This is a genomic window from Thalassotalea litorea, from assembly GCF_005843925.1.
Classification (GTDB): Bacteria; Pseudomonadota; Gammaproteobacteria; order Enterobacterales; family Alteromonadaceae; genus Thalassotalea_A; species Thalassotalea_A litorea_A.
The window spans coordinates 26,157-52,953 of the sequence record NZ_VCBC01000011.1 but is presented as its reverse complement, the minus strand read 5'-3'; the positions used below and the strand labels follow the sequence as shown (position 1 = coordinate 52,953).

Below are 26,797 nucleotides of genomic sequence, written 5' to 3'. Positions count from 1 at the left end.
AGAAGGTGCCAATGTACAAAGTCGCAATTTTCTCCAGCAAAAAATATGACCAACAATTTCTCGATCAATTTAATCAGAACAATGCTCTGGCATTACATTATTTTGAAAGTAGGCTCACCTACCAAACCGCAGAGTTAGCGCAGGGCTATGACGCCATATGTGTATTTGTGAACGATGTTATTGACCAACAGGTTCTGAAGCAATTAGATAGGTTTGGCGTAAGGGTCATTGCGTTGCGATGTGCAGGGTTTAACAATCTTGATTTAAAAGCTGCGAAGTCACTGGACATCAAGATTTGCCGCGTCCCGGAATATTCGCCAGAAGCTGTCGCCGAGCACACGATAGGGCTATTACTGACCTTAAGTCGTAAATTTCATAAAGCCTATCTTCGCGTCAGAGAAAACAACTTCGCGCTCGATGGATTGATGGGGTTTAACCTCCATGGGAAAACCGTTGGTGTTATTGGTTGTGGAAAAATCGGCCAGGCCACGATAAAAATTCTCCTGGGATTTGGCTGCACCGTGATTTGTCATGACCCTGCACCGAGTGCGGAAGCAAAAGCCCTAGAAATCGAATTCGTTGATCAAGATGACATATTTTCCCGTGCCGATATTATTACCTTGCATTGCCCCCTGACACCAAACACGCGACATATTATTAATCGCTCTTCGATTGCGCAAATGAAGTCTGGCGTGGTAATCATAAATACCTCCCGTGGCGGGCTAATTGATAGTGAAGCCATAATCAAAGGTTTAAAAACCCGCCATATCGGATTTTTAGGTATGGATGTGTACGAACTGGAAAGCGAGCTATTTTTTGAAGACCTTTCGGCCGATATTATCCAAGATGACGTTTTTACCCGTTTATTGACCTTTCCAAACGTATTGATCACCGGCCATCAGGGATTTTTCACCGAAGAAGCACTGATTACAATCGCCCGCACGACTTTGGATAATATTCAGTTGCTCCTCGATGGCCAACCTTGTGATAACGAATTGGTTTACTAGTTACCACCGCCCGTTGACGTGTCAGAAGAGCCCCCGAATAAGCGTTCAAACCAGGATTTTTTCTTAGGTTTTGGCTGTAAACACTTCTTACTGTGGAATAATCCGTCCCTGACCGCGGGATAGCGAACCATTGCCATGCATTCGTTCGTCACCGCGTTACCCGTCGCTAACTCAAAGTTGGTCATTTCCACCCCTTCAGGTAACAGATCAAAGCGACTTTCTCCGCCTTGGGCGGCAATAAACTCACTGTATAATGTTAACGCCCCAGAGCTTCCCGTCAGCCCCATCGACTTATTGTCATCACGGCCAATCCAGGTGGTCACTAAAGTCCCCTGATCATAACCGACAAACCAGGAGTCACGCAGGTCATTACTGGTGCCGGTTTTACCGGCTAAAGCCAGTTTAGGAAATTGCCAGCCCAATCGTTTAGCAGTGCCTTCTTTGGCGACATTTTTGAGTGCATAATCAATTAAATAAGCCCCCTGCAGTGACAATCGTTGATCTGCAACCTGGGATTGCTGCCAGACAACCTTGCCACCACCGGTATATATTGCGGTGATTGCCCGGGATTTATTGTACATACCGTTATTGGCGATGGTGGAATACCATTGACTCACCTGCAAAGGAGACATGCTAATCGAACCCAGTAACGTGCTCGGATTCCTTGGTACCGATGCTTCGTATCCAAGCGCATTCAATGTGTCTGCTACGCTATCTAAACCAAGCGTCATCCCCAGATTTACGGTAGGAATATTTAATGATTGCGTCAGCCCCTGTATTAAGCTGACTTTTTGTCGGTATTTACCATCGTAATTTTTTGGTTGCCAAACCTGGCCTTGTTCATTTTGTAAAGTCAGAGGTTCATCCGCTAATGGTGTGGCCAAATTGTATTGTTCAAAACGTTCCAGTGCTGAAACATAAACCGCAGGTTTAATGAGTGAACCAATAGGCCGTTTGGCATCCAAGGCACGATTAAAGCCGGAATATTTTACATTGCGATCGCCGACGATCGCGGCGATTGAAGCATCGGATACGTTGGTGATGATCATCGACACTTGCAAATCATCAACTCCTTGACGTTGCTCCAGGACGTCCAACTGATTAAGCACCGTCCGTTCGGCGTTGAGCTGTTTGACAAAGTCAAACCCAGTAAAAATTCTCAGCCCTGATTGTAACGCTTGGGTCGCACCAAATTGCTTCAACTCGCGACGAACTTGTTGACTGTATGCCGGAAAGCTGCGCTGTGCAAAACGCCGGTTAGGACGAATATCGAGGGATGATTCAATACCTTGCTGATAGGTTTCTCTATCTAACAGATGGTTTTCAAACATCACTCTGAGAACTAAATCCCGTCTTTCCAAAGCGCGCTCTGGGTGCTTCCATGGGTCGTAATAGGAAGGCCCTTTTACGATCCCAACCAATAACGCCACTTGTTCTTCCGTCAGTAATGATAGCGGTTTACCGAAGTAAAAATTTGCAGCCAGACCCATACCATAGATGCCATTGCCATAGTGCTGACCAAGGTAGACTTCATTGACATAAGCTTCGAGAATTTGATCTTTGGAATAACGCAGTTCAAGTATGACGGCAATTAGCGCTTCGTTGATTTTACGCCACAGTGTTTTTGCCCGATTCAGGTACATATTTTTAGCAAGCTGTTGGGTTAAGGTACTGCCACCTTGAACTCTTGCTCCGGCTTTTAGGTTTTGCCAAAACGCTCGGGCAATCCCTGTAAACGATAGGCCGTGATGGTGGTAAAAATCTTTATCTTCGACAAATAGTAAGGTTTCCACCATCGACTGAGGGATTTGCTCTAACGGCACAAATACTCGATCTTCCCCCTGGGACGATAAAATTCGCTCAAGAAGAATCGGTTCGAGTTGAATTTTATAGGTTTCGTGATCATTAAAAGACAGGCGATAAACTTCGCCGGCTTTTTGTTCTATTTCGATTTTCGCCGCTGCTTCCAGTCCCAAGCCAAAGTCAAATTCGCGGCGATAAATAATTAGGCGGGGACCTTTACGGGTGAATTCGCCTGGCTCGTCGACGCGGGAAACGCGAGAATAGTTCAGTTGTAGCAACTGCAATTCGATATTATCGAAATTCACACTTTGCTCTAATGTCAATGTGGGTACCGCGCCATAAACCTGAGCCGGCACCTGCCAGCGTTGCCCCTCAAATTTATGACGAACTTTCCCATCGAGATAGATCCCGTAAAAAACGAAAACAATGAGTACCACAAAAGCCAGCTTAAGGCCGGTCGTCATTAAATATCGAGTAAGCGTCTTACCATGCGTCTTTGGCTCTGCCTGGCTTTTCGCTTTACTGGTATTTTTCTTATTGTTTTTTGCCTTAGTTTTAGCGTTCATCTTGCATTCGTTTCTTAGTTTTAGTGGTTGCCCTGGCATTCTGAGGGTCGTCTGGCCAAAAATGTTTCGGATATCGGCCTTTCATTTCTTTTTGTACTTCACGGTAGCTTCCTTGCCAGAAGCCAGCAAGATCCTGTGTCACCTGAATTGGGCGACCCGCGGGAGATAATAATTCCAGTGTCACGGCAACACGACCGTTGGCGACAGTTGGAGATGCGGAAAGTCCATAGACTTCCTGCATGGGCAATGACACTTTTGGGGGCTGGTCAATGGTATAATGTAAACGGCGTCGATTACCCGTGGGACTACTATAATATTGCGGCGCCCATTCCTGCAAGCAGCTTTGTTGTTCATAACTTAAGCTATTATTAAGAATTTCCTTAAAATTAAGCGCTTGCAGTTGTTTTAAACTAACAATATCGTGCAGATAAGGAGCCAACCACTCGCGTAGTTGCGCAATAAGCACGTCCTCACTCCAATCTGGAAACTGCGTTCCCTCACTTTTGCTGTGCTGATGCGCAAGCCAACGACCACGGGATAGTAATTCAGTCACAGGTTGTGACCAGTTCAATACTTCAATCCCCTTCTTTTCAATGAAGTCACACCACATTTCAATCAGGGTTTGCGCATTGATTAAGTCCGGTGCTGCACTTCGTTCGAGCACTAAATTATCCAGGCAACGTAATCGTTCACCGCTAATTTTTTGTCGTTTCTCATCAAAATTCAGCTGGGTTTTATTGGTAATTAACGAGCCAAAATAACGCTCAATTTGCGCTTTGGGGATGCTCGCACCGAGGCGAATTTGCAGCGCCTTACCATGCAGATTTGCGATCGCGAGAAACTCTTCACCGGCAAACCTGTCCTGGGCATGAAGTTGCGCACCTTTTCCATTGGCACACAAGTACCCCTGTCCACTTATTCTTTTACCGGCGATGCGTTCTGGATAGGCAAATGCGACTAACAGCCCGAGATAATCAAACGGAAGTTGTCGTTCTGATACGACTAGCGACGATAAGCTAAGCTGTCTGGCCAATTGCTTGGCCTGACTTAAAATTCGCTGTATTAGGGCTTTGTTTTGATACTTTTCGCCACGGCTATTTGCTAACAATAAATGGATACGCAAGGCGATATCGCTTTCGTGAAACTCTGGATTAAATCGATATAAATCTTTTTCTTCGAGCAAAGCCGCCACTATGCAGGCCAACGAGGTAAGGCAATGGATGTTATCGTTGTTTTCTACGTGCTGGGCACGAATTAGCATATGTGCAAACCGTGGATGGGCGGCAAACTTGCTGACTGCCTTACCATGCGCCGTCAGTTGACGTTTGTCATTGACGACACCAAGTTGTAGTAAACTCTGCCAATTGCGATTTTCAGTCACAACATCCGGGCAGTCTAAAAACGGTAATTGCGAAAATTGACTGGCCCCCCAGGCGGCAATTTCCATCGTTGCAGGCAACAAATCCAATTGCAAGATATCTGGCTGCCCCTGTTCTTGGCGGCGCACAAACTCTTCTTTTGCGTACAGTCTAATCGCTCTTCCTGGACCGGTTCTTCCCGCTCGTCCACTTCGTTGAATGGCTGAAGACTGGGCGATTGGCTGACGCCTTAATTCATTGGTCAATGTGTCTTGATTAAAACTCGCCATATTCGCTAAGCCAGAATCAATCACCACTTCAATGCCATCAATGGTTATGGAAGTTTCCGCGATGTTGGTGGCCAAAACAATTTTTCTGTGGCCATTACCTGCTGGACGAATCGCATGCTGCTGGGCCTGCATGGTTAAATCACCAAATAAGGGTAAAACCTCGAGCCCTGTCATCTTTTGTTGGATGATAAATTCTTCAAGATGAGACTGCATAAATCGGATGTCTCCAGCGCCAGGGAGAAACATTAACATAGAGCCAGGCTCATTTATCAATGCTTGTTTGGTAACACTCAATGCGTGTTGACGATAATCGGTTCCTGGTTTCGCCGGCTGATAATGTATGTCTACAGGAAAGCTTCTGCCGGGACTGCTTAAGCTAATGGCATCAGGTAATGCCTGTTGTAACTCTTGCAGATCTATGGTTGCCGACATCATCAACATAACCAAGTCTTCACGCAGCGCCTGTTGGCTATCACGAGTCAATGCAAACGCCAAATCCGCATGTAAATTTCGTTCATGAAATTCATCGAATATCACCATTCCGATCCCTTCGAGCTCAGGATCATGCTGTAACATTCTTGCCAAAATACCTTCGGTAACCACTTGAAGTCTCGTGCTTTTTCCAACCTTGGATTCATTACGAATTCGATAGCCAACAGTTTCCCCTATCGATTCACCTAACTGTTTTGCCAGACGCATGGCGACAGATTTTGCTGCCAAACGACGAGGTTGCAGCATAATGATGGTGCCATCTATATGAGCAAGCTCATTCGCATCGTTTTGTAATAACCATAACGGTAACTGGGTCGATTTACCGGCACCGGGAGGCGCACTTAATAAAATGGTATTGTGGCTTTTAAGGGCCCCGATAAAATCCTGTTTGATCGAATCTATCGGCAATTCTGTTGAATCATTTGGGCGAGAATCAGGGTTCAAAGGTTACTCGAAAATCAAGATAAATAGCGTACTTTATAGTAGTGAGAGTTATAGCATAATCCGTCAAGTACATGAACAGCGGGAGTTGAAACTCTCGCCAAGAATTCAGTGTGTAGAGTTCAGAAAAGTCGACTTAATGTTGAATCATTCCCTGATACTGAATGTCTGTTTAGTCGGCTCAGTCATTTTCGTGGACACAATCAAGGGTTGTTGTAATGCGACATTATTGAATATGCTGATAAACGAACATTAACCCTTTTGTTAAACCAACAGGGAATGTTGAATAATGATCTGTACCTTCAATAATTTCTTCTGAAAATATTAACCCCTGATAGTTTCGTGCTCGAAGTCGTTCGGTAAATTTACGATGGCCACCTACCATATCTTCCGACCCCCCTTGCTGTAGGGTTTCTAATGCACCTGTTGCCATATAAACATTGGCCTTTAGTAAATTATTGTTGTCGGCGTAATCTTGCTCCAGATCGAAAATCCAATCTTGCTTGAACCATAATGACGGACTGGTAAGGATATATTGCGAAAATAACTCCGGCCGAGTCAGCAATACCCAAGCGCCGAACGAGCCGCCCAGAGACTGTCCTGCCAAAATCCGTTGCCGCGGGTTTGCTCGATAGTTTTGTTCGATAAACGAGAAAACCTCTTTCTCAATAAACGATAAGTATTGAGGCGCGCCTCCGGTCTGATATTTTTTCCAGCTCGTATCAACAACTGGGGTTAAATCTCTGACTCTGCTAAATTGGCCGTTCTCGCCATGGGCAAATGAAATTCCGACCACTATCACCTTATCCATTGGCCGCAGATGAGTAACACCGGCAGCGACTTTAAAGGTGTAAGGCCCATCATTGAGGTAAAGTACCGGATAGGTTTTAGATTCGCTTGCTTGCAAATGATAATCATAGGGAAGTTTCACATAGATATCGTAACTTCTGTCTAGTACCTTAGACTGCAATGTAATAACGGAACTTCGCTGAATTTCAAAGTGAGTACTCTCAGAGGCTTTAGCCTGAAGGTATCCAGAACAGAGTAGCAAACATAAAATAGTCGACTGGATTGAACTGAATTTCATTCTAATAGCTTTGTTTATCTGACAGTAAATCATTTTCATTTGGCCTTGCATAATCCATTGAAAGATATAGCTAATTAAGAAGCTAAAGATTCTATCTAGTAATATTCCAACTGCCCAGACAAATATCAAAACTAGTTGTTATTACGCCCTTGCGAATCAATCGTTTTTTGATCAAAGCGAATCTGTATGGGTGTTTCATTTTGCCAGGCAGCAATATGTAAATGCGGGTTGCGGGAGTAACCATTATTACCAATAGTTGCGACACTTTAACGATTAAGACAGAATGCAATAATTTCAATGAGTTTATATCAAGGGGTCAGAGTTGTTGTTATTTTCAACAACTCTGACCCCTTGATATTTATTCTCACTTTTTAAGGCCAATTTGATTTAGGAGAAACTAGACTTCATCCATGCTGGATTAACTAATTCGAGCAGTGCTTATCAATCAATTGCTGGGCAAACTCTTCCCCTAAATCTCTGGCTTTGCTCCAGCTTTCACACGCAGCTGGTGTATTCTTCAGAGAAAGTAGTGAATTGCCTTTATTCATATGGGCTCTTTGCAATGTCTCTGGTTCAACACGTAATGATTTGATTACTTGATCATAATCGTCAATGGCACCTTGATGGTCCTTGAGGTCATCTTTTAATGCACCGCGGTTTAGTAGAGCACTGAAGAAATTCGGCGCTATTTCAATTGCTCTGTCATAATCAGACATCGCTGCCGACGATGCGTAAAGCTCATTTTTAACAATGGCACGGGAATATAAAGCATCGACATCTTTACTGTTAATAACCAGAACATTTGACCATTGTATTATCGAACCTGATAAATCACCGTTGTTATATAAATCAATGCCCAAATCGAAAAATACATCTGCAGATGTATTGTCAAAATCCGGAAAAGATTGATTATCCTTATCATACATTGCACCATATCCATCTAATTCAGCGTCGTGCTCGTATCCTCTTTTATACAAATCAAGTGACCAGTACACCATATTATCAGCGGTCACTGGAAAAGCGTTGGTTACACCCGAAAATTCCCATAATCCACTTTCTGTTTGGACAATCTCTTTTAATCGATACGAATAGCTAGAAGATAAAAATTGAGCCAAAGCTTCAAGCTTTTCCTTCGAATCCGATAGGAAATGAAAATCAAACTCAAGAAGAGAGTTCTCTTGTAAGCCACCTTCTAGCATATTGTTAAACACTTGATCGGCAGATAAGGCTTGATCATGGTAATTATTTGCAAACTTATCCCAGGTAAAATACGTGTTTTCCATAGCAATTCCTTTTGATGAATAAATAAATGCCGTTACGAACAAGAAAAGAGAGTAAAAAATGCGCATTTAATCATGCTCGCTAGTTTTTGAAATTCAACAAATTAACAGCCAGATAAAGAGAGTGCAATGATTAGTGTCATTGCACTCTGTATGGAATGGATTTACCAAAAAATTGGGGAAACTTAAGCTGACACGCTTTGGGAAAACAACAAAGAAGCAGCAACTTGATGACGTTTGTTTACCACTTCACCAACGACAATTAACGCCGGACCCTGAAACTCATGGGCAGAGAAAACCTGTTCAGCTGTTGCCAATGTTGCGCAAACCACTTTTTGTTCCGCTAGTGTCCCTTGATCGATAATGGCCATCGGCATATCGGTGCGCATGCCATGATGTTGTAAGCGCTCGGCAATTTGCACAATACGTGACAGTCCCATATAAAACACCAAAGTGTCTTTTTCCTGAGCCAGAATTTGCCAGTCACAGCTTAAATCATCACTTTTTAATGACGCAGTGACAAATTTCACACTCTGGGCGCAATCGCGATGGGTAAGTGGGATCCCGGCATAAGCAGCACAACCGGACGCGGCAGTAATACCTGGGATCACGGCAACAGGAATATTATTCTGGTTTAAGATTTCAGTTTCTTCCGCCAGACGGCCAAAAATGCTTGGATCACCACCTTTTAAGCGTACCACTCGACGCCCGGTTTTTGCCTTCGCAAGCAACAATTCGCAGATTTCATCCTGTTTCATACTGTGTTTACCACAGCGTTTGCCAACAAATAATATTTCTGCGTTGCTCGGAAAGTATTGATAAATATCTTTCGAAACCAACCAATCGACCAGAATAATGTCAGCACTTGCAATTAAACGATGAGCTTTCAAGGTAAGAAGCTCAGGATCGCCAACGCCAGCACCGATAATATAAACGCTGTAATCCGGTGATTTCGTTAAGTCACGTTTAGCAACCGCCCCATTTAAGCTATCGTCTTTATTGAATTTAAAGCGCTGCCAGGAGTCCTGCATCTTACGAAAAAGTGGGTGAATGTCAGCGAATGCTGTGATCATGCGACCTCCTTGCTAGGAATAATTAAAGATTGCTGTGGCGCTTTATTGTGATGCTCTAAAAGCGCAGCGAGTTCAGGTTTACAGGAGCCACATTTCCCACCACAACCGAGGGTTTCAGTTAATTCAGTAACCGAAGCAGCCCCCTGTTCAATGGCATCAACAATTGTTTGTTGGTGTACTTGAAAACAACTGCACACCTGCCTCCCCAGACAAAACTCTGTTGATACCATTGAAGTTAACAGAGCGCTTCGATCGTCACTGTTAAGTTGTTCCTGATCAAAACAGTGCTGCAGCCAAGGACGATTAAACTCCTGGGGTAGCGCACTGAACTGACCATAAAACACCAGGCTTTCCTGGTTAAATGCCAGCAATGTTGTTTTATTAGTGTTGTTATCAATTTGCTGTAACCAACGATATTGACCCGGTAAAAATGTTTTGCACCAGCTCAGTAAATCTTCAGGAACACGATTCATCGCCAGTTGCCACTGCTGTAATGCTCTATTTGGGTAATTTAACCAAAAATCATCTGCGCTAAGGCGTTCCGGAATCATTTTCGAGAGTAAATTATCGGTTTCCTCGGTCAGCGAGTGAGCGACGATGGTGACATACGTTTCATAAGCCTTTGGCGCTATCGCGACCGGTGTTTGCTTAAGTTCTGGCTGACCCGAAATCGGATCGTTAACACTGGAGTACAGTGCTGAAACACAACCGTGAGATGCAAATGTTCGGCTCCAGTGAATCGGCGCAAACACTTCTCCTGAACGAACGTCTTCAGTGATATTAGCCGCCATAATCAACTTACCAAAACGAGAAGTCGCTTCGACATAGTCGCCTTCTTTGATTTGCTGCTTGGCCGCGTCTTTAGGATGAATGTGTATTAAAGGTTGCGGGCTGTGTTCGTTTAATGCATCGGCTCGACTAGTGCGAGTCATGGTGTGCCATTGATCGCGAAGGCGACCAGAATTGAGAATAAAAGGATAATCGTTATCAATCTTTGCTTGCGGTAACTGTGGCGTTATTGGCAAAAATCTAGCCTTGCCTGAAGGTGTTGAAAATTTATTGTCCGAGAATACCTGAGCACAACCATTGGGGTAATTTGCATTTACCGGCCATTGTACTGGTTTTAACAAGTCATATTCAGCATCGCTTAACTGCGCTAACGCAGAAATGTCGAGTAACCGTTCGCCATTATTTTCATAGCCGGTTAATTTAGCATATTCACGGAAAACATCGGCCACAGAAGCGTAGTCAAAACCAGAAAAGCCCATAGCTTTGGCAACTTCAGCAATAATTTGCCAGTCGCTTTTGCTTTCACCAGGGGCGGCAATAATACCGCGCTGCCTGGACATAAGACGCTCGGAATTGGTTACCATACCATCTTTTTCTAACCAACCCGCGGCGGGTAATGTCACATCGGCTTTGCTGATCGTATCGTTGGTCGCTACACAATCAGAAACCACGACCAGTTCACATTTATCCAGAGCATCCTCAATAACCTGGCGGTTTGGCATGCTCACCAATGGATTCGTCGCCATAATCCAGACTGCTTTGATCTTGTTATCTTTGATAGCATCGAACATATCGACAGCTTTTAAGCCCGGCTGCTGAGTCATTGTCGGACTTTGCCAGAACGTCTGTACACTTTGGCGATGCTGGGGATTTTCAATATCCATATGAGCGGTTAACTGATTGGCAAGCCCACCAACTTCCCTGCCCCCCATGGCATTCGGCTGACCCGTTATTGAGAAAGGGCCACATCCTGGACGGCCAATTTTTCCACTGGCCAGGTGACAATTGATAATGGCATTACATTTATCAACGCCAGTACTGGATTGATTTATCCCCATCGAATAAAAACTAATTGCGCGCTTACTTTCAATAAACCATTGATAACAATCAAGTAGCTGTTCGATACCAAGCTCGCAAATTTGGCTGACTCGTTCCGGGGTGTAACTGCTGGCACTCGCTAATGCTTGTTCAAAGCCTTCACTGTGTTGCTGAATAAAGTGGCTGTCACAGGCATTTGCGGCAGCAATAAACGCGAGCAAGCCGTTAAAAAATACGGCATCAGTGCCAGGTTTTAATGGTAAGTGTAAATCCGCCATAGCCGCGGTTTGAGTGCGGCGAGGATCGATGCAGACAAGCTTCATATCAGGATTGATTTGTTTCGCATGCTGCATGCGCTGGAACAGCACGGGATGAGTCCAAGCGGCGTTAGAGCCAACCAAAACAATGAGATCGGTTTGTTCCAAATCCTGATAACTGCATGGCACGACATCTTCACCAAAAGCACGCTTATATGCAGCGACCGCTGATGACATGCATAAACGAGAGTTAGTTTCGATATTGCCACTGCCGATATAGCCCTTCATAAGCTTATTGGCGAGATAGTAATCTTCTGTCAATAATTGCCCAGACACATAAAACGCAACGGATTCCGGTCCATGTTCAGCGATAATGTCATTAAATTTATTGGCAACATGCTCTATGGCTTGAGACCACTGAACCCGCTCGTTTTTGATATGCGGATACAAAAGCCGGTCATCCAAGCTAGTGGTTGCTAAAAGGTTTTCGCCTTTAACACACAAACGGCCAAAATTCGCTGGATGATCCTGACTGCCTTGCAGAGAAACAGCTTCAATCTGAGTTGATTCCGGGCTAACTTGTTGATGAATATCAACGCCACAACCCACACCACAATATGCGCAGGTGCTTTGTTTAATGCCGGCAATGTTACGGAGTTCTCTGGTCATAATTCTCACACATGGCTTAACTACACAGACTGCTTAGTCTGAAATTAAAAGTTGTACTTTTCCGTCGTTGATACGGGTCGGATAAACAGATATCGAAATGCTTTCATCTGTCACGCATCGACCATCAATGAGCGAGAACGGTTGTTTAAACAATGGTGATGCCACAACAGGCTCTGAATTAACACAGCCGACAATACCTCGGTACAGCACATTTGCCTGACCAATAGGGTCAAAGTTACTCACCGCATATATTTGTTGGGCTTTCAAAGCAAGTTGGAAAATCGCGACTTGTTTCCCATTCTCCAATAGTGCCGCGACACCCGTATCTTCGATTAATTGATCCTGTCGACAAATATCGACCCATCGTTGTGATTGAGTTGCTGTTGATAACTGCTCATCTGCATACGCTAACGTTGTCATCTTGTTCTCCTATCATTAATCTTGAACGACTATGGCAATGGTTTTTTCTTCGGGGCGTGCCGGGCGTATTTGCCCACGCTCCTCGACAAATTGAATATTACTATCCGGTTTGTCTGAATTGACGAAAGGCTTAAAACGCTCAAGCGCCTTCGGATCTTCTAACGTGGTTTTCCATTCACACTGATAAGTACCTACGATACTGTCCATGTGTTGCTCAAGGTATGTAGCAAGACCTAAGCTGTCATTGATTACGACATCCTGCAGATACTCAAGACCACCTTCCATATTGTTCATCCATACGGAGGTGCGTTGCAGACGATCCGCCGTTTCGATATAGAACATCAAAACTCGATCGATATATTTAATCAGAGTTTCATCATCGAGATCGGTGGCAAATAAATCTGCATGGCGAGGTTTCATACCGCCATTACCACACACATAGAGATTCCATCCGTTTTCGGTGGCAATAACACCAATATCTTTACTTTGCGCTTCCGCACATTCACGGGTACAACCAGATACGGCGAATTTCAGTTTATGAGGAGAGCGGATGCCTTTGTAACGATCTTCGATAAACAGTGCCATCGAGACACTGTCTTGAACGCCAAAGCGACACCAGGTGCTACCGACGCAGGATTTCACCGTACGAACCGATTTACCATAGGCGTGACCCGTTTCAAAACCCGCATCAACCAGGCGACGCCAGATTTCCGGTAGCTCTTCTTTACGGGCACCGAATAAATCAATTCGCTGACCCCCAGTAATTTTGGTATACAAATTATATTGCTTGGCAACTTCACCAATCACGATAAGTTTATCCGGGGTAATTTCACCACCTGGAATACGTGGCACTACCGAATACGTGCCATCTTTTTGCATATTCGCCAAAAAGGTATCGTTGGTATCCTGCAATGGCTGGTGCTTTTTATCGAGAATGTATTCATTCCAAACGGAGGCAAAAATTGAAGCGGCCGTTGGTTTACAAATATCACATCCAAGCCCTGAACCATGGGCTGCCATTAAATCGTTAAAATTGGTGATTTTTTCAATTTTAATTAGATCGAATAGTTCGCGACGAGAATAAGGAAAATGCTCACAAATATCCTTTTTCACTTCGACACCACGGCAACTCAGTTCATTGCTACTGACATCTTTAAGTAACGCCACACAACCACCACAACCGGTACTGGCTTTGGTACATGACTTAATAAAATCTAATGTTACCGCCCCTTCGTCGATGGCGGTGATAACATCCGCTTTGGTGACGTTATGACAGGAACAGATGGTTGCCGTATCCGGCAAAGCATCCGCACCTAACAGCGGTTTATCTGAGTTCGATGGCAGAATCAAACTTTCCGGTTGTGCAGGTAAATCGATGCCGTTAAGCATGTATTGCAACAAGCTATCGTATTCACTGGTATCACCGATTAATACTGCGCCAAGCAGTTTCTTCTGCTCGCTATCAACGATCATGGCTTTGTATACGCCGTTAACCTGGTCTTCATAACGATAGGTTAATGAACCCGGTGTTTTACCGTGGGCATCGCCAATAGAGCCAACATCAACGCCCATCAGCTTTAACTTGGTGCTCATATCCGCACCGGTAAAGCTTGCAGATTGACCTTGCAGGTGTTCTGCGGCAACTTTCGCCATGGTGTTACCAGGGGCGACCAAGCCAAAGATAAAGTTATTCCAAAGGGCACACTCACCTATCGCGTAAATATTTTCATCGCTGGTCTGACACTGGTTATTCACAACAATTCCGCCGCGTTCACCAACATCAAGTTCCGATTGGCGAGCCAACTGGTCATAAGGACGAATACCGGCAGAGAATAAAATCAAATCGGTTTCAAGCTCTTCACCGTCACTAAAACACAATTTATGTCGACAGCTATCACCCGCTACAATTTGCGTTGTGGCGCGGTTAGTGTGAACCTGCACGCCCAACGATTCGATTTTCTGTCTAAGAATATCACCACCAGGCTTATCAATTTGCACCGCCATTAACTGCGGCGCAAATTCAACGACATGGGTTTGCAAACCAAGATGATGTAAAGCGTTTGCGGCTTCTAGGCCTAACAAGCCACCGCCGACAACAACACCGACTTTACTTTTAGACGCGCAGTGAGAAATCGCCTGCAAGTCTTCAATTGTCCGATAGACCAAACAATCGGGATTGTCGTTGCCTTTGATCGGCGGAACAAATGGATAAGAACCCGTGGCTAAAACCAGTTTGTCATAGCTAAACACTTCCCCTGTTTGGGTGGTTAGTGTTTTACCCTGACGATCGATGGTATCGACTTTGGCATTGATTCGAAAATTCACCTGCCATTGTTGGTACAAATCCATACTGGTCATGGCCAAATCATCGGCACTTTTACCGGCAAAAAACTCCGACAAATGAACGCGATCGTAGGCAAGGCGAGGTTCGGCAGATAACACCGTTATTTCAAATTGTTCCGCGTTAGCCGACTGGCTTAATTGCTCGACAAAATGATGTCCTACCATGCCGTTACCCACGACGACGATATGTTGTTTCTTACTCATAATTTTTCCCGTTTACTTCCAGGCCGTTAGGCTTCTATAACTTTTTCAGATTTTGTTAGAATTTCGCGCCTAACCAAAACCAGACTTTGTCGGTGTCAACTTTGCCTGTGGCATTGTCACCGCTTTGATACAATCCGACCTTCACTCCAGCGCTATAGTGCTTAGCAAATGCCATGGTATATTGGGCATCCCACTCGCTGCCAAAATCATCAATATCGGCGGTACCGTCATTCGCAGAAAAGTCGTGATAAGCAACCAACCAACTACCGGACAACAGCTTGCCAGAGAGACTGATATACGCATCTTCCAATCCCTGCGCTGGCGTTCCTAAAAATTGGTCGGTCCAACCGTTAAATTTGTGTAGCGTTGCCAATGGCGTGGAGAAACCATAAGCCCCGTCATCGCTGCCAAGCACTTCATAACCAACTTTTGCAGTAATACCGGAGAATACAACGCCACCTTCAAGCAGGTAGTAGTCGGCATCAAATTCTGATCCATTGATTTCACTCGATTGAGTGGCATACTCACCGGTATAAAGAAATGACAGTGTTTCGCCAGCAGATTTACCCGCAAATCGCAAACCCCAGGTATCATAGGTTTTGGTGATGCCAGTATCTTCATCCAGCAAATAGCCGTATCCGGTTAGGGTGCCAAGTGATGTTTTGTAGCCAACATTGAACAGGTGATCTTTTGAGTCAAGATCTCTTTGCTCAGCAAAAATTCGGTTACGTTGAGTGATGTAACTGTATTGCATGGTTAAATCGTCGATACCACCATAACTAAGAGTTGCGGCATCAAAGGTTTGCTTATCCTGACGCCAGCCAACGTGACCAACAAAACGATGGTTATCCAGAGTAATGACCTGACGACCGACTTTGGCGGCAAATCCAGCGTTGCTGTATTGCACAAATCCCTGGTCCAATTCGGTAGTTTCAGGATCCGCTATCACCGAATAATCGGTATTCATGCCAAGCGTATTGTTGTAATCATCCACGCCAAATACGGCGCGCGAGTCTTCAAACTCAACCACACCACTGAAATTGCCAACAGAAGGCGTGGTATACGATAACGTGGTTCGCAATGTCAGTGCATCGGCATCCTTTAATGCGTTGTCCTGAGACACTGATTCATGGCGCAAGCGAAAATCGACTTTCGCGCTTCCGGCATCGGCGAATGCACTGTGGGCGACTGGCGCCAATAGGGTAATAAGCAGCGCACTTTTTATAGCATTGGGTAATAAGTTTTTTGTTGTTAACATGATAATTTCCTTATCAGGCGACTGCGCTTTTTGATTCATCGGCTTCTTTTTTGACCGGTTCACTGGGCGCAATCACCTCTATTTTTCGTTGTTTTTCATAAAGGAAGGTCAACACTTCGGACCTTAATTCGTTGTATCTTGGATCATTGGCCAGGGCTAATCGGTCACGAGGGCGAGGTAGGTCGACATCAAGAATTTCACCAATTGTCGCTGCCGGACCGTTGGTCATCATTACAATGCGGTCGGACAACAATACCGCTTCATCAACGTCATGGGTGATCATGATCACCGTATTGCTCAGCTCATCCTGAATTTCCATTAATGAATCTTGCATATGGGCACGGGTTAATGCATCGAGTGCACCAAAAGGTTCATCCAATAGTAAAATTTCTGGCTGCATCGACAATGCTCTGGCAATACCCACACGTTGTTTCATTCCTCCAGATATTTCATCCGGACGTTTGTGCATGGCATGTTCCATATGAACCAGAGTTAAGTTGTGCTCAATCCAATCCTGCATCTCTTTTGCCGACATCGTCTTGGAAAACACTTGTTTAACCGCTAATTCAACATTTTGATAAGCCGTTAACCACGGTAACAAAGAGTGATTTTGAAAAACCACCGCCCGTTCAGGGCCGGGTTCATTCACTTCTTTATTATTCAGAAGAACTGCGCCATTGGTGGCTTGATGCAATCCGGCGACCACATTCAACACCGTGGACTTACCGCAACCGGAATGGCCAATCAAGGATATAAACTCGCCTTTTTTGATTTTCAAATCGACTTCTTTAAGGGCCGTAAAATCCCCTTTTGGTGTTGGAAACACCATATCGATTTTGCTGATATCTAAAATCGTAGTCATCTTAATATTCCTCTCAAGGGCCTGTTTGTGTTCTCGGTTCGCTGCAGTGAATTGTTTGGGTTTTGACCAAGGCTTGTTCTTTTTAGCGTGCTCATTGCACGGTAACGAGAAAAGCTCAGGTCGGATTCAAACCAAACACTGTTCGAAGAATTCAACTGGTGCCCTTATTACCTTTTCCACTAGTTATTGTCTGACTTCTTTAGTTCAAGTATTTGATTGAACAAAAGCCGTTATCGAGTGGGTCAACAGACCCTTTTAGCGTTTCGCCGAAGCTTTATCCCAGGACAACCAACGTTGTAATTGCAACATCGCGCGGTCCAATAAAAAGCCAATTAAACCAATCACAATCACTGCTGCCATAATGCGAGACAACGACTGTGAGCTTCCGTTTTGAAATTCATCCCAGACAAACTTGCCAAGTCCAGGGTTCTGCGCCAGCATTTCCGCGGCAATTAACACCATCCAGGCAATACCGAGAGACATCCGCATCCCGGTAAATATCGCCGGTATCGATGCAGGAAGTACGATTTTGCGTACATGAGTAAGAGCAGGAAGTCGCAGAACTTGTGAAACATTCACCCAATCTTGATTAATTGAAGCGACGCCAACAGACGTGTTAATCACCATTGGCCACACACAACATAAGGTGACAGTGATTAAGGAGTTCACAAAAGACTTAGAAAAAAACGGGTCATCCGATACGTACAAGGCACTGACTAACATGGTTACCAAAGGCAACCAGGCCAATGGCGATACCGGTTTGAATACCTGAATAATCGGGTTAATCGCTTGGTTTAATGTATGACTCAAGCCAATCGCGATCCCCAAAGGAATGGCGATAATTGCGGCGAGAATAAAGCCGCTTAGAACGGTCTTAAGGCTGGTTAAGATTTGATCCAAAAATGTTTCTTTACCGGTGTAGGCGCGAACTTTTGGGACATAATTCGGATCTTTTGCGATACGATCTGCATTACGTTTATGCTGACGCTCGTAAAAAGCCAGCTCTTTATCCCGTTCGCTGACATGTTCCTGATACAAATTGTCAAACTGGGTAATGACCGCTCCAGGTCCAGGAAATTTTCCTAACGAAGTTGTGACATTATTGGCGGCAATAGACCACATCAATAAAAAGCCCAGTAATCCAAGGATCGGCAATAACGCTTGCTTTAATTTCTGTCCCGCCATCAATAGGCTTTGTTCAGAGAAAGACTGCTCCCGATCTAAGTTGATCAGATTTCGGATTAAAAGACTCATCTCATACTCCAGGTTAAATTCATGAGTTAGGGTTAACGGCCACTGGCCAATTTAAATTTTTTCACCAGCTTTCAAGCCGATTTCAAACTTCTTGAGGTAATCGTTTGGCTTAGTGCCGTCATAAACGATGCCGTCAATAAAATGCGTTTGTGGTGAGCGGAAGCCATCTTCATTGGTAAAATCGGGGAATGCACTAGCATCCATGATTTTCTCGTCAATTAAAGACTGTGCCGCTTTTTGATAGATATCAGGTCGATAGACTTTAAACGCGACATCTTTGTACCAACTGTCTGGCTTATCATCGCTGATTTGTCCCCAACGGCGCATTTGCGTCAGGTACCAAATTGCGTCGGAATAATAGGGATAGGTCGCGTTGTAGCGAAAGAAAACGTTAAAGTCAGGCACTGCACGCTTGTCGCCTTTCTCGTATTCGAATGTCCCTGTCATGCTGTTGGCAATCACTTCATAATCGGCACCGACATAGCGAGAATCCGACAAAATTTTCACCGCTTCTGGACGGTTGCCATTTTCATTTGCATCTAACCACTCAGCAGCACGAATCAATGCTCGGGTCAGACGAATCGTGGTGTTTGGATATTTTTCTGAAAATTCCTGAGTAATGCCGAATACTTTTTCCGGGTTGTCTTTCCAGATTTCATAATCGGTAACAACGGGAACACCAATGCCTTTAAATACGGCTTGTTGATTCCAAGGTTCACCCACGCAGTATCCATAAATGGTGCCCGCTTCTAATGTTGCTGGCATTTGTGGCGGTGGCGTCACAGAAAGAAGAGCCTGGGCGTCAATTTGTCCCGAGGTATCACCTTTATGCGGTGCATAAAAACCTGGGTGAATTCCACCCGCGGCAAGCCAGTAGCGCAATTCATAGTTGTGAGTAGATACCGGAAAGACCATGCCCATGTTAAAAGGCTTGCCTTCATCTTGAAATTTCTCAACGATCGGCTTTAACGCATCCGCTTTGATTGGGTGCACTGGGCGACCATCAGCTTGTTTAGGAATATTGACTTTCATCTGCTCCCAGATTTCATTGGAAACAGTGATACCATTACCGTTTAAATCCATCGAAAATGGGGTGATGATATTGGCTTTGGTACCGTAGCCAATGGTTGCCGCAATTGGCTGACCCGCTAACATATGCGCACCATCGAGGCGACCATCAATGACACCATCAAGCAATACTTTCCAGTTCGCCTGAGCTTCAATCGTGACGTATAGGCCCTCATCTTCGAAAAAGCCTTTTTCATAGGCAATCGCGATAGGCGCCATATCAGTCAGTTTAATAAAACCAAAAGTCAGCTCTTCCTTTTCGGGATAGCCCAACTCTTCAGCATGAATAGATGTACAAACAATAAAACTAAACGCAGTAAGAACCATTGAGAATGCATGGCCTATTCGTTTGATCATTTTGTTTGAACCCGTTTTTGAAAGTTGAAACATAATTTTCTCCAAATAAAAAAGCCCGCCGTCACCATTCCCCAAAAATGAGATTGGTTACGTCAGGCTTCGATGCCAAACTAATGAAAGACTACGCCGTTGCAGTTCTATTAGTTAATGAATTTTTTGAGCGCCCCGTAGGGCAATTAAAGGTACGCTGTTGCACCTGATGTATGTAATGCATATTAAATGCCAAGATTAAAAAACGTGATTTTTATTGGCCTTGAGAGAGATCCTGGAAAATCATTAGAGTAAAAACTCACCGGATTGCATACATTGAGTGCAACCAACATAACTATCTTGGTGCAACATCCTGATTCGCGGTAAAATACTGGCGAAATAAATCTTGTCGATATATATGCGGCAACTGCAACAGCGCATGGCTAGGATTGTCCAGATGCCCGGATTTTTGCATCACTTCCAGTAACCAGCGCCCATCATCAATACTTGGGCAGTTGAGGCTTGCAGATTCAGAATCGGCGAACTGGTTATAAGTGTTTATTTGTCGTGGCGGCAGGTCTTTGTAGGTCAAACAGCTACCAAGCAATGAAGGAGCAATGATATTTAGATCCATATTTAAATACTGCGAACCACTCAATAGCTGAGCCGCTTCAAATCGATTAGGGATCGATTCAAGCCAATGACATGCATCATTTAAAGCTTGTACCAACGCTTTACAAGTGTTGGGATTTTGCATCTGCCAACTTGCCAAAACTGCCAATACTTTTTCAGGAAAATCCATCCAAATGTCAGACGAGGTGGCAGCGGTAAAGCCTAACTGCGCTCGAACCGCGAAGGCATTCCACGGACCGCCCACACAAAAGCCGTCAATCTCGCCGGATTTCAATGCCGCAATCATGTTTCCAGGAGGGATGATAAGCAGCTCAATATGACTTAAGTCGATGCCACCGGCACTTAACCAATCCAGCAATTGGTAATAGTGACAACTATAAGGAAATACCGTTGCGAATCTGAGTTTCTCACCATTAGCGATTTTCTTGTTAACAATCGATGCAATCGCAGTGGCGCTAATAGGTTGTCCTTCACCCAATCTGTGTTCGTCCAGGTGTTTATACCACTTTTGACTAAGCGTAATGGCGTTACCATTGCGGCTTAGAACAAAAGGTGTAATCATCGGGATCCGTTGCCCATCCAGGCCTAAACTACTGGCAATTGGCATCGGCGCCAGCATTTGAGCACCATCGAGTAGGCCCGCGCAAACCTTATCGCGCATGGTTGCCCAGGAATTTTGTTGCTCCAATGTGACATCAAGACCGTAACGTTCAAAAAAGCCATACTCTTTTGCCACTACCAGAGGTGCGCTGTCGGTCAATGGCATAAAGCCAACTTTAAGCGAGCGTTTTTCCATTATTGAATCAGCCATGACTACCTCCAAGCATATTGGCCAGGGACAGGATATTCCTGGCGACATCTTCCATTTTCTGGCTGTTATCCATGGCGATTTTACGAATATGGTGATACGCCTGCTTCTCGGAGCAGTGCTTGTTTTCCATCAGCCAAATCTTTGCCTGTTCAATAACTTTCTGACTCGATAGCTTTTGCTTAGTATCAGCAAGTTCCTGCTTTAAGTTTTGGTGTTCTTTAAAGCGCGCTAACGCGATATCAATAATCGAACGAACTCTACTGCTATCAACCCCCCCTGTGATATAGGCGCTAACACCGGCCTTGACCAGCTCTTGAATAACTTGACTATTCTGGTCTTCAGAAAACATCACCACGGGCTTAGGTGCGGTTGTTGATAGCATGTTCAGACTATCGAGCATATCCCGATCCGGAGACTCAATATCGATAATGATAATATCCGGTTTTGACTCCCGGACTCGGTGAAGTAAAGACATCCCAGAGGCGGACGCCCATTCAATTTGATAGTGTTCATTGTCAAAGGCCTCAGACAAGATATGGGTCTTATGACTGTTATAATCCACTAGTAAAAGTTTAAGTAGGGGCTGGGTATCTGATTTCAAAATACTCATCGGCACATCTATTGTTAATTAACCAGGTTGACGCGCAGAAGAAACTGCACAATACAATTCCCATACAAGTTTTGTGCCAGTTAATAGAATACGCCAAAGCGCAATGATAGGGAGGGTATTCTCGTTATCAATATAAGCATTTGCCAAAGAATGAATTAAATTAAGGCAAGTGTGCGCCAAGATGGCGCATTCAAACCGAGTTTTCTCGTTAAAATGTCGCTCCAATCCAAACCCAGAGTTTATCGGTATCGGCCTTTTCGGTAGCAAGGTCACCACCTTCGTAGTTCGCGTATTTGACGCCGGCAGAGAAATGCTCTCCAAGGGGTTGGGTGTACTGAGCATTATACTCTTTGCCAAAATCATCAATCAGAGGCGCGACATCATCCGCTTCAAAGTCGTGATAACCAAGGCTCCATTTGCCGGAAAAGATGCCTCCCCCGAGCGTGGCATGCCAGTCATGCAACCCCTGTGCGGGTGTTGTTAAAAATTGATCGGTAAAGCCATTGAATTTATGTAAGGTTGCAAGCGGTGTCGCAAAACCAGCCAGACCGTCATCACTGCCAAGCGACTCATAACCGAGGATAAACGTTACAGCACGAAAGTGGATACCCGCTTCAATAAGGTGGTATTCAGGATCAAATTTTCCTACTGGGGTTTGCAGAGTTTGCTCCGCATATTCGGCATTTAACAACCATTGCTGCCCGAATGCCTGCAACTCTCCCTAATAACGAATACCATAAGTGTCATTAGTATTGCGAATACCCTCATCTTCTTCGAGCATATAGGCATAACCAATTAAAGTGCCCAAACCAGTATCCCAGGCAAGGTTTATCAGTTGATCTTTACTATTCAAATCCCGATCTTTGGCAAAAATCCGGTTGCGTTTGTCAATATAGGCGTAGTTCACTGTGATGCTATCGAATAGCTTCCAGGTAACACTCATTGCATCAAAGGTTTGCTTATCCTGACGCCAGCCAACATTGCCAACAAATCGCTGGTTATCAAGACTAATCACCTGACGTCCCAACCTAGCGGTTATGGTTTTCGTCTTAAACTGCAGATAGCCTTGGTCAAATTCCGTGGTTTTGGGGTCGGCAATCACCGAGTAATCAGGATTCATCCCTAACGTATCGCTATAATCATCAATGCCAAACACCGGCCTTGAATCCTCGCCCTCGACGTACAGTGAAAAACCGAATATTTTTGGGGTTCGTAATCCAATTGTGGTTCTTAACGTTAATGCTTTCGCATCGTTGAGCAAATTGTTTTGATCTACGGTCTCATATCGAAGTCGAAAATCCGCCATAAAAAGATCATTATCTTCTTCCTCAGCGCAAACTACGGGGGCAACAAACAATGAAGATAATAATATTGGGGCAAAGGAATAAACCACTAATCGACGAGTCTTCACAGGATTCATGACAACAACCACCTACTAAATTTAATGTGCCAGAAGATATAGTTTTGATCCCCGCAATGGCGACAAAAATCTGCTACAAGTATTGCGCAAGACCAGATAAAGACAAGAAATCGAAGTCTGAGTGGGTTTCTTGGTATCCGTTTTTTCACCCGTTAGATGGGATACTTTAGACACCCGAATGACTTTTGGTTAACCTTACAGCATGATAATCCCGCAAAAAACAGAGCCCGGCAAACGCATATTTTTTGCTGTGTCCTTTGATGAAAGGCAAAAACAGCAATTAGACAACTGGCGCGATCAAAATCTACCGACATTAGTAAAGCCTGTGCCTTACCTCAATTTTCATATGACGCTACGCTACATAGGTCAATGTCAGCTAGAATCGATCGATAAATTAATGACTTTGGCGAATACCATCACCACCCCGTCAATGTCGTTAACCATAAACCGATTGGGCCATTTCAAAAAACCTAAAGTGCTATATCTCGGCTTATCCGATATCCCCGAAGCGTTACAATTGCTAGCCGCGAAAATCAATGCCTTAACCGATCAGGTAATGATGAATAAGGTTTTGAGTAATCACGCTGTGAATAACGAGAATTCAGGTTCTCAAGCGCACACTGAATACAAATTTACACCTCACATTACCCTGGCTCGCAAGGTTACCCGTCCTGTATATCTGCAACAACCCTTTGCAATTCCAATGATTGTAAAACGATTTGCCTTGTTTGAATCGGTATCGACTCCGGCGGGGGTAGTCTACACTGAGTTGAAGTGCTGGCGATTGCGCTGATTTTAGCAATCGGGCTGGGTTAAGAGTTTTGGCTAGATTTGACCATGGGGCCTGAGGTTCATTGAATATCATGAAAATAACATACCCTCGGTTCACATAACGATACCCATTGGTATAGAATCTCTGGCCAGTTTTCCGTGTTTGAGAATGATAAATGTCACTGTATCCACAACTCCTGCTTGGCGCAATTCGTCCCCGCAGTCTTTTTCTTCCCTGTAGCGCAATTATTTTGGGCAGTGGCCTTGCCGCTTACGATGGCTTTGTCGATGGCCGGCTATTCACCAGTTTGCTATTTATCACGATGCTAGGGCAAATTGTGACCAACCTTGCCAGTGACTATCAACGGGCGTTTATCATTCATGCGAGTCAGCCACAATCACGCGACCAATCTGTCCACCATCAACATATACAATCCACCATGCTGAAGTTAATTCTCGGCTTGTTCATTTTATTTTGTGCGGCTCTCGGCGCGTTAACATTTACCAGTACTGCAGTGGCCCCGGTGAGCATGACGCTCATGGTTGTATGTTGCTTACTGTTGTTATCCGTTTTACGCCACAAAACCCGGCGTGGGTTGCCCGCTGACAGATTTGGACAAATAGGCTCTTTGGCTATCATGGCAATGCTTAGTGCCATTCTGCCCTTTTTCATTAGCCATTATCTGCACACTGCTAACGTGCAAATTACGGATGTTTTGATTGCCGCTGCCGCAGGATGCCTGGCGCTTATGAACTGGTTTAGCGAACAGATAACACTGCGGTTATCCGCCCATGAATCTCTGCGATTGGATAGTGATGGTGAGCCATTGGTAAAATCACCACCGGCGATTGCGAATCTGCTCAATGCCCAAACCATTGCATTGGTTGTTGCGGTGCTTTGTACGGTCGCGTTAATTGTCAGTGAACAATTACCGTTACTTTGCTTTGCATTTATTTTCACCATTCCATCATTAGCGGCGACCATTATTACCACGCGTCATCTACCCGATAGCGAGACTGCACAAAGCCAGATGACCAAAACCGGTATCGCCAGCTTTTCTTATTGGGTGCTTTTTATCATTGGATTGATGTGGTAACGGGAGTTTCTCGCGAAAATTGAAACTCCCTAAGGTGTCAAAGGTGTCAAAGGTGTCAAAGGTGTCAAAGGTGTCAGGATATTATGGCATGCACTAGCAGTCGCAATGGCTAAAACCAAGCAGGTTCTGCCATATCTCACAACTAGCATTTTGAAGAATCAAGGGTAACTTTTCGTCGCGGACTACGGCCAACAGCGGAGTAAAAAGCTCAGCCGTTTACCGTATTCGCATACTAATTTACAAAATCAGGCTGGTAATGGTGGCAATACCGCTACCCGTTGCCCCTGCCGCCCACATGCTATTACTGCGCTCGTGATAACACGCTGACAAATCGATATGTAACCAGCCCTTCCCTTGAGGTTCGACAAACCTTGCCAAAAACCCAGCGGCATTGCTCGCCCCACCGCCGCCTCCGCCTTTTTGCGTGGTAGAATTTGCGGTATCTGCAAACGCGGAAGGACATTTACCCTGATGAAAACTTTCCAATGGCAATGGCCAGGCGGGGTCATTCACGTCATCGGCAAGTACGAGAGCATTAGCCATCAATGACTTATCCATAGAAAACAGGGCATTGTATTCCCCCCCTGTGGCTAACATCGCCGCACCGGTTAACGTCGCGGCATCAATAATCATTTCTGGGGTATCTTCGCTCGCCGCAATCAAGCCATCGGCCAGCACCAAACGTCCTTCGGCATCGGTATTGGCAATTTCCACGCTTGTGCCGTTTTTATAAGTCAGAATATCGCCAAGCTTATAGGCGTGATCACTGACCATGTTTTCCGCACAGCATAAAATCAACTTCACCCGTTTATTCAAGCCCCATTGAATGGCTAGTGCCAGTGCCGCAGCCGCTGTTGCCGCGCCACCCATATCGCATTTCATCGAGAACATGCCGGCACTTGGTTTTATCGAGTACCCACCACTGTCAAAGGTAATGCCTTTGCCAACTAAGACGGCGTAAACCGGGGTATCCGCATCACCACTTGGATTGTAATCAACCGTTAACATCGCAGGCGGGTTCACGCTGCCTTTGCCGACATTGTAAATACCAGTCCATCCCTGTGTTTCCAGATCTTCACCAATGATGGTATCGATACGGATAGCATCCGGTGCCAGGGTTTTTAAATAATCTGCAGCTTGATTCGCCAGAGACACCGGCACCAATTGCGATGGTGTTTGATTGATTAAATCGCGAGCCCAGGCGTAAACCGCCTGCTTTTGATGCAATCGGTTGACCATATCGGCAGCACCGCAAAATAGTACGTTCTCGAGTTTCCCCACCTTGGTAAAGCCCTGAGCGAATGCCCATTGAGCGTTCTCACTCCAGTAATCACCTTGAAGCTGCGCCGTTTCAACTCCCAATGCTTCGATTTTTCGACCCGCCTGCTGAATGGCTCGCAAGTCTATATTTTCCAAGGAACCAACGCATATCTCGATATCATCGTTTACAAATCTAAGTAAGTTACCCGATTGCCAGTTATCACTCGCACCCTTTGTTGCCAGCTTAATCGTCGCGGCTGCAGTCATTGAAAAAATCCTTTATAACAGTTATCAGTAGTTCGATTATAG

20 protein-coding genes are annotated in these 26,797 nt (G+C 44.8%); 3 read left to right on the top strand and 17 right to left on the bottom strand.

Features of this window, described 5'->3' with window-relative positions; genetic code table 11:
* The first annotated feature begins 11 nt into the window (after positions 1 to 11).
* Positions 12 to 1,007 carry a 2-hydroxyacid dehydrogenase gene (locus FE810_RS11760; RefSeq protein WP_138320258.1) on the top strand — a complete coding sequence of 332 codons (996 nt, stop codon included), beginning with the start codon at positions 12 to 14 and terminating at the stop codon, positions 1,005 to 1,007.
* On the opposite strand, the gene mrcB is transcribed toward FE810_RS11760, so the two are convergent.
* The 16 genes from mrcB to FE810_RS11680 all read right to left on the bottom strand — a co-directional run bounded on the left by mrcB (position 1,004) and on the right by FE810_RS11680 (position 23,360).
* Positions 1,004 to 3,376, bottom strand: a complete 2,373-nt coding sequence (mrcB, locus tag FE810_RS11755; RefSeq protein ID WP_171022344.1) for a penicillin-binding protein 1B — start codon at positions 3,374 to 3,376, stop codon at positions 1,004 to 1,006. The two genes, FE810_RS11760 and mrcB, sit on opposite strands and share 4 nt — an antisense overlap.
* Positions 3,366 to 5,960, bottom strand: coding sequence for an ATP-dependent helicase HrpB (gene hrpB / locus FE810_RS11750; protein WP_138320256.1), 2,595 nt, complete (start codon positions 5,958 to 5,960; stop codon positions 3,366 to 3,368). Before hrpB ends, mrcB begins: the two co-directional genes overlap by 11 nt.
* 223 nt (positions 5,961 to 6,183) lie before the next feature.
* Positions 6,184 to 7,044, bottom strand: a complete 861-nt coding sequence (locus tag FE810_RS11745; RefSeq protein WP_138320255.1) for an alpha/beta hydrolase — start codon at positions 7,042 to 7,044, stop codon at positions 6,184 to 6,186.
* 422 nt (positions 7,045 to 7,466) lie between these two features.
* Positions 7,467 to 8,393: a ribonuclease E inhibitor RraB gene (locus FE810_RS11740; RefSeq protein ID WP_212744505.1), complete on the bottom strand. Its 927-nt coding sequence runs from the start codon at positions 8,391 to 8,393 to the stop codon at positions 7,467 to 7,469.
* A 116-nt stretch (positions 8,394 to 8,509) separates the two neighbouring features.
* Complete coding sequence (cobA, locus tag FE810_RS11735; protein ID WP_212744504.1) at positions 8,510 to 9,397, bottom strand: uroporphyrinogen-III C-methyltransferase; 888 nt, start codon at positions 9,395 to 9,397, stop codon at positions 8,510 to 8,512.
* The gene (locus FE810_RS11730) at positions 9,394 to 12,150 is read right to left on the bottom strand and encodes a nitrate reductase (protein ID WP_138320254.1); all 2,757 of its coding nucleotides are present in this window, start codon (positions 12,148 to 12,150) and stop codon (positions 9,394 to 9,396) included. Before FE810_RS11730 ends, cobA begins: the two co-directional genes overlap by 4 nt.
* 33 nt (positions 12,151 to 12,183) lie before the next feature.
* Positions 12,184 to 12,570, bottom strand: coding sequence for a nitrite reductase small subunit NirD (nirD, locus tag FE810_RS11725; protein WP_138320253.1), 387 nt, complete (start codon positions 12,568 to 12,570; stop codon positions 12,184 to 12,186).
* A gap of 15 nt (positions 12,571 to 12,585) precedes the next feature.
* Positions 12,586 to 15,117, bottom strand: coding sequence for a nitrite reductase large subunit NirB (gene nirB, locus FE810_RS11720; RefSeq protein WP_138320252.1), 2,532 nt, complete (start codon positions 15,115 to 15,117; stop codon positions 12,586 to 12,588).
* Between the two features lie 55 nt (positions 15,118 to 15,172).
* The gene (locus tag FE810_RS11715) at positions 15,173 to 16,375 is read right to left on the bottom strand and encodes an alginate export family protein (RefSeq protein ID WP_138320251.1); all 1,203 of its coding nucleotides are present in this window, start codon (positions 16,373 to 16,375) and stop codon (positions 15,173 to 15,175) included.
* A 13-nt stretch (positions 16,376 to 16,388) separates the two neighbouring features.
* Positions 16,389 to 17,237: an ABC transporter ATP-binding protein gene (locus tag FE810_RS11710; protein WP_138320250.1), complete on the bottom strand. Its 849-nt coding sequence runs from the start codon at positions 17,235 to 17,237 to the stop codon at positions 16,389 to 16,391.
* A gap of 255 nt (positions 17,238 to 17,492) precedes the next feature.
* Positions 17,493 to 18,422 (bottom strand): ABC transporter permease, encoded by a 930-nt coding sequence (locus FE810_RS11705; RefSeq protein ID WP_212744508.1) that lies wholly within the window; start codon positions 18,420 to 18,422, stop codon positions 17,493 to 17,495.
* Between the two features lie 120 nt (positions 18,423 to 18,542).
* On the bottom strand, positions 18,543 to 19,886 hold the full coding sequence (locus FE810_RS11700; protein ID WP_246037046.1) for an ABC transporter substrate-binding protein: 1,344 nt from the start codon (positions 19,884 to 19,886) through the stop codon (positions 18,543 to 18,545).
* Between the two features lie 355 nt (positions 19,887 to 20,241).
* Positions 20,242 to 21,330 (bottom strand): CmpA/NrtA family ABC transporter substrate-binding protein, encoded by a 1,089-nt coding sequence (locus tag FE810_RS11695; RefSeq protein ID WP_246037038.1) that lies wholly within the window; start codon positions 21,328 to 21,330, stop codon positions 20,242 to 20,244.
* Complete coding sequence (locus tag FE810_RS11690) at positions 21,323 to 21,940, bottom strand: ANTAR domain-containing response regulator (RefSeq protein WP_138320248.1); 618 nt, start codon at positions 21,938 to 21,940, stop codon at positions 21,323 to 21,325. Before FE810_RS11690 ends, FE810_RS11695 begins: the two co-directional genes overlap by 8 nt.
* Positions 21,941 to 22,148: 208 nt before the next feature.
* Complete coding sequence (locus FE810_RS11685; protein ID WP_138320247.1) at positions 22,149 to 22,655, bottom strand: hypothetical protein; 507 nt, start codon at positions 22,653 to 22,655, stop codon at positions 22,149 to 22,151.
* Between the two features lie 6 nt (positions 22,656 to 22,661).
* Positions 22,662 to 23,360 (bottom strand): alginate export family protein, encoded by a 699-nt coding sequence (locus tag FE810_RS11680; RefSeq protein WP_138320246.1) that lies wholly within the window; start codon positions 23,358 to 23,360, stop codon positions 22,662 to 22,664.
* 202 nt (positions 23,361 to 23,562) lie between these two features.
* Here FE810_RS11680 and thpR point away from each other — a divergent pair, with 202 nt between their 5' ends.
* Together thpR and FE810_RS11670 are read left to right on the top strand one after the other, a co-directional pair.
* Positions 23,563 to 24,153 (top strand): RNA 2',3'-cyclic phosphodiesterase, encoded by a 591-nt coding sequence (gene thpR, locus FE810_RS11675; protein WP_138320245.1) that lies wholly within the window; start codon positions 23,563 to 23,565, stop codon positions 24,151 to 24,153.
* A gap of 154 nt (positions 24,154 to 24,307) precedes the next feature.
* Positions 24,308 to 25,228 carry a UbiA prenyltransferase family protein gene (locus FE810_RS11670; RefSeq protein WP_138320244.1) on the top strand — a complete coding sequence of 307 codons (921 nt, stop codon included), beginning with the start codon at positions 24,308 to 24,310 and terminating at the stop codon, positions 25,226 to 25,228.
* A 237-nt stretch (positions 25,229 to 25,465) separates the two neighbouring features.
* Here the strand turns inward: FE810_RS11670 and pepB are convergent, their stop codons facing one another.
* The gene (gene pepB / locus FE810_RS11665) at positions 25,466 to 26,755 is read right to left on the bottom strand and encodes an aminopeptidase PepB (protein WP_138320243.1); all 1,290 of its coding nucleotides are present in this window, start codon (positions 26,753 to 26,755) and stop codon (positions 25,466 to 25,468) included.
* Positions 26,756 to 26,797 lie beyond the last annotated feature (42 nt).

Excerpts from the sequence above, each read along its gene's own strand:
- FE810_RS11760 (WP_138320258.1), top strand. The coding sequence starts at position 12 with ATGTACAAAGTCGCAATTTTCTCCAGCAAAAAATATGACCAACAATTT.
- mrcB (WP_171022344.1), bottom strand. The coding sequence starts at position 3,376 with ATGAACGCTAAAACTAAGGCAAAAAACAATAAGAAAAATACCAGTAAA.
- FE810_RS11745 (WP_138320255.1), bottom strand. The coding sequence starts at position 7,044 with ATGAAATTCAGTTCAATCCAGTCGACTATTTTATGTTTGCTACTCTGT.
- FE810_RS11740 (WP_212744505.1), bottom strand. The coding sequence starts at position 8,393 with ATGCGCATTTTTTACTCTCTTTTCTTGTTCGTAACGGCATTTATTTAT.
- cobA (WP_212744504.1), bottom strand. The coding sequence starts at position 9,397 with ATGATCACAGCATTCGCTGACATTCACCCACTTTTTCGTAAGATGCAG.
- FE810_RS11730 (WP_138320254.1), bottom strand. The coding sequence starts at position 12,150 with ATGACCAGAGAACTCCGTAACATTGCCGGCATTAAACAAAGCACCTGC.
- nirD (WP_138320253.1), bottom strand. The coding sequence starts at position 12,570 with ATGACAACGTTAGCGTATGCAGATGAGCAGTTATCAACAGCAACTCAA.
- nirB (WP_138320252.1), bottom strand. The coding sequence starts at position 15,117 with ATGAGTAAGAAACAACATATCGTCGTCGTGGGTAACGGCATGGTAGGA.
- FE810_RS11715 (WP_138320251.1), bottom strand. The coding sequence starts at position 16,375 with ATGTTAACAACAAAAAACTTATTACCCAATGCTATAAAAAGTGCGCTG.
- FE810_RS11710 (WP_138320250.1), bottom strand. The coding sequence starts at position 17,237 with ATGACTACGATTTTAGATATCAGCAAAATCGATATGGTGTTTCCAACA.
- FE810_RS11705 (WP_212744508.1), bottom strand. The coding sequence starts at position 18,422 with ATGGCGGGACAGAAATTAAAGCAAGCGTTATTGCCGATCCTTGGATTA.
- FE810_RS11700 (WP_246037046.1), bottom strand. The coding sequence starts at position 19,886 with ATGGTTCTTACTGCGTTTAGTTTTATTGTTTGTACATCTATTCATGCT.
- FE810_RS11695 (WP_246037038.1), bottom strand. The coding sequence starts at position 21,330 with ATGGCTGATTCAATAATGGAAAAACGCTCGCTTAAAGTTGGCTTTATG.
- FE810_RS11690 (WP_138320248.1), bottom strand. The coding sequence starts at position 21,940 with ATGAGTATTTTGAAATCAGATACCCAGCCCCTACTTAAACTTTTACTA.
- FE810_RS11680 (WP_138320246.1), bottom strand. The coding sequence starts at position 23,360 with ATGAATCCTGTGAAGACTCGTCGATTAGTGGTTTATTCCTTTGCCCCA.
- thpR (WP_138320245.1), top strand. The coding sequence starts at position 23,563 with ATGATAATCCCGCAAAAAACAGAGCCCGGCAAACGCATATTTTTTGCT.
- FE810_RS11670 (WP_138320244.1), top strand. The coding sequence starts at position 24,308 with ATGTCACTGTATCCACAACTCCTGCTTGGCGCAATTCGTCCCCGCAGT.
- pepB (WP_138320243.1), bottom strand. The coding sequence starts at position 26,755 with ATGACTGCAGCCGCGACGATTAAGCTGGCAACAAAGGGTGCGAGTGAT.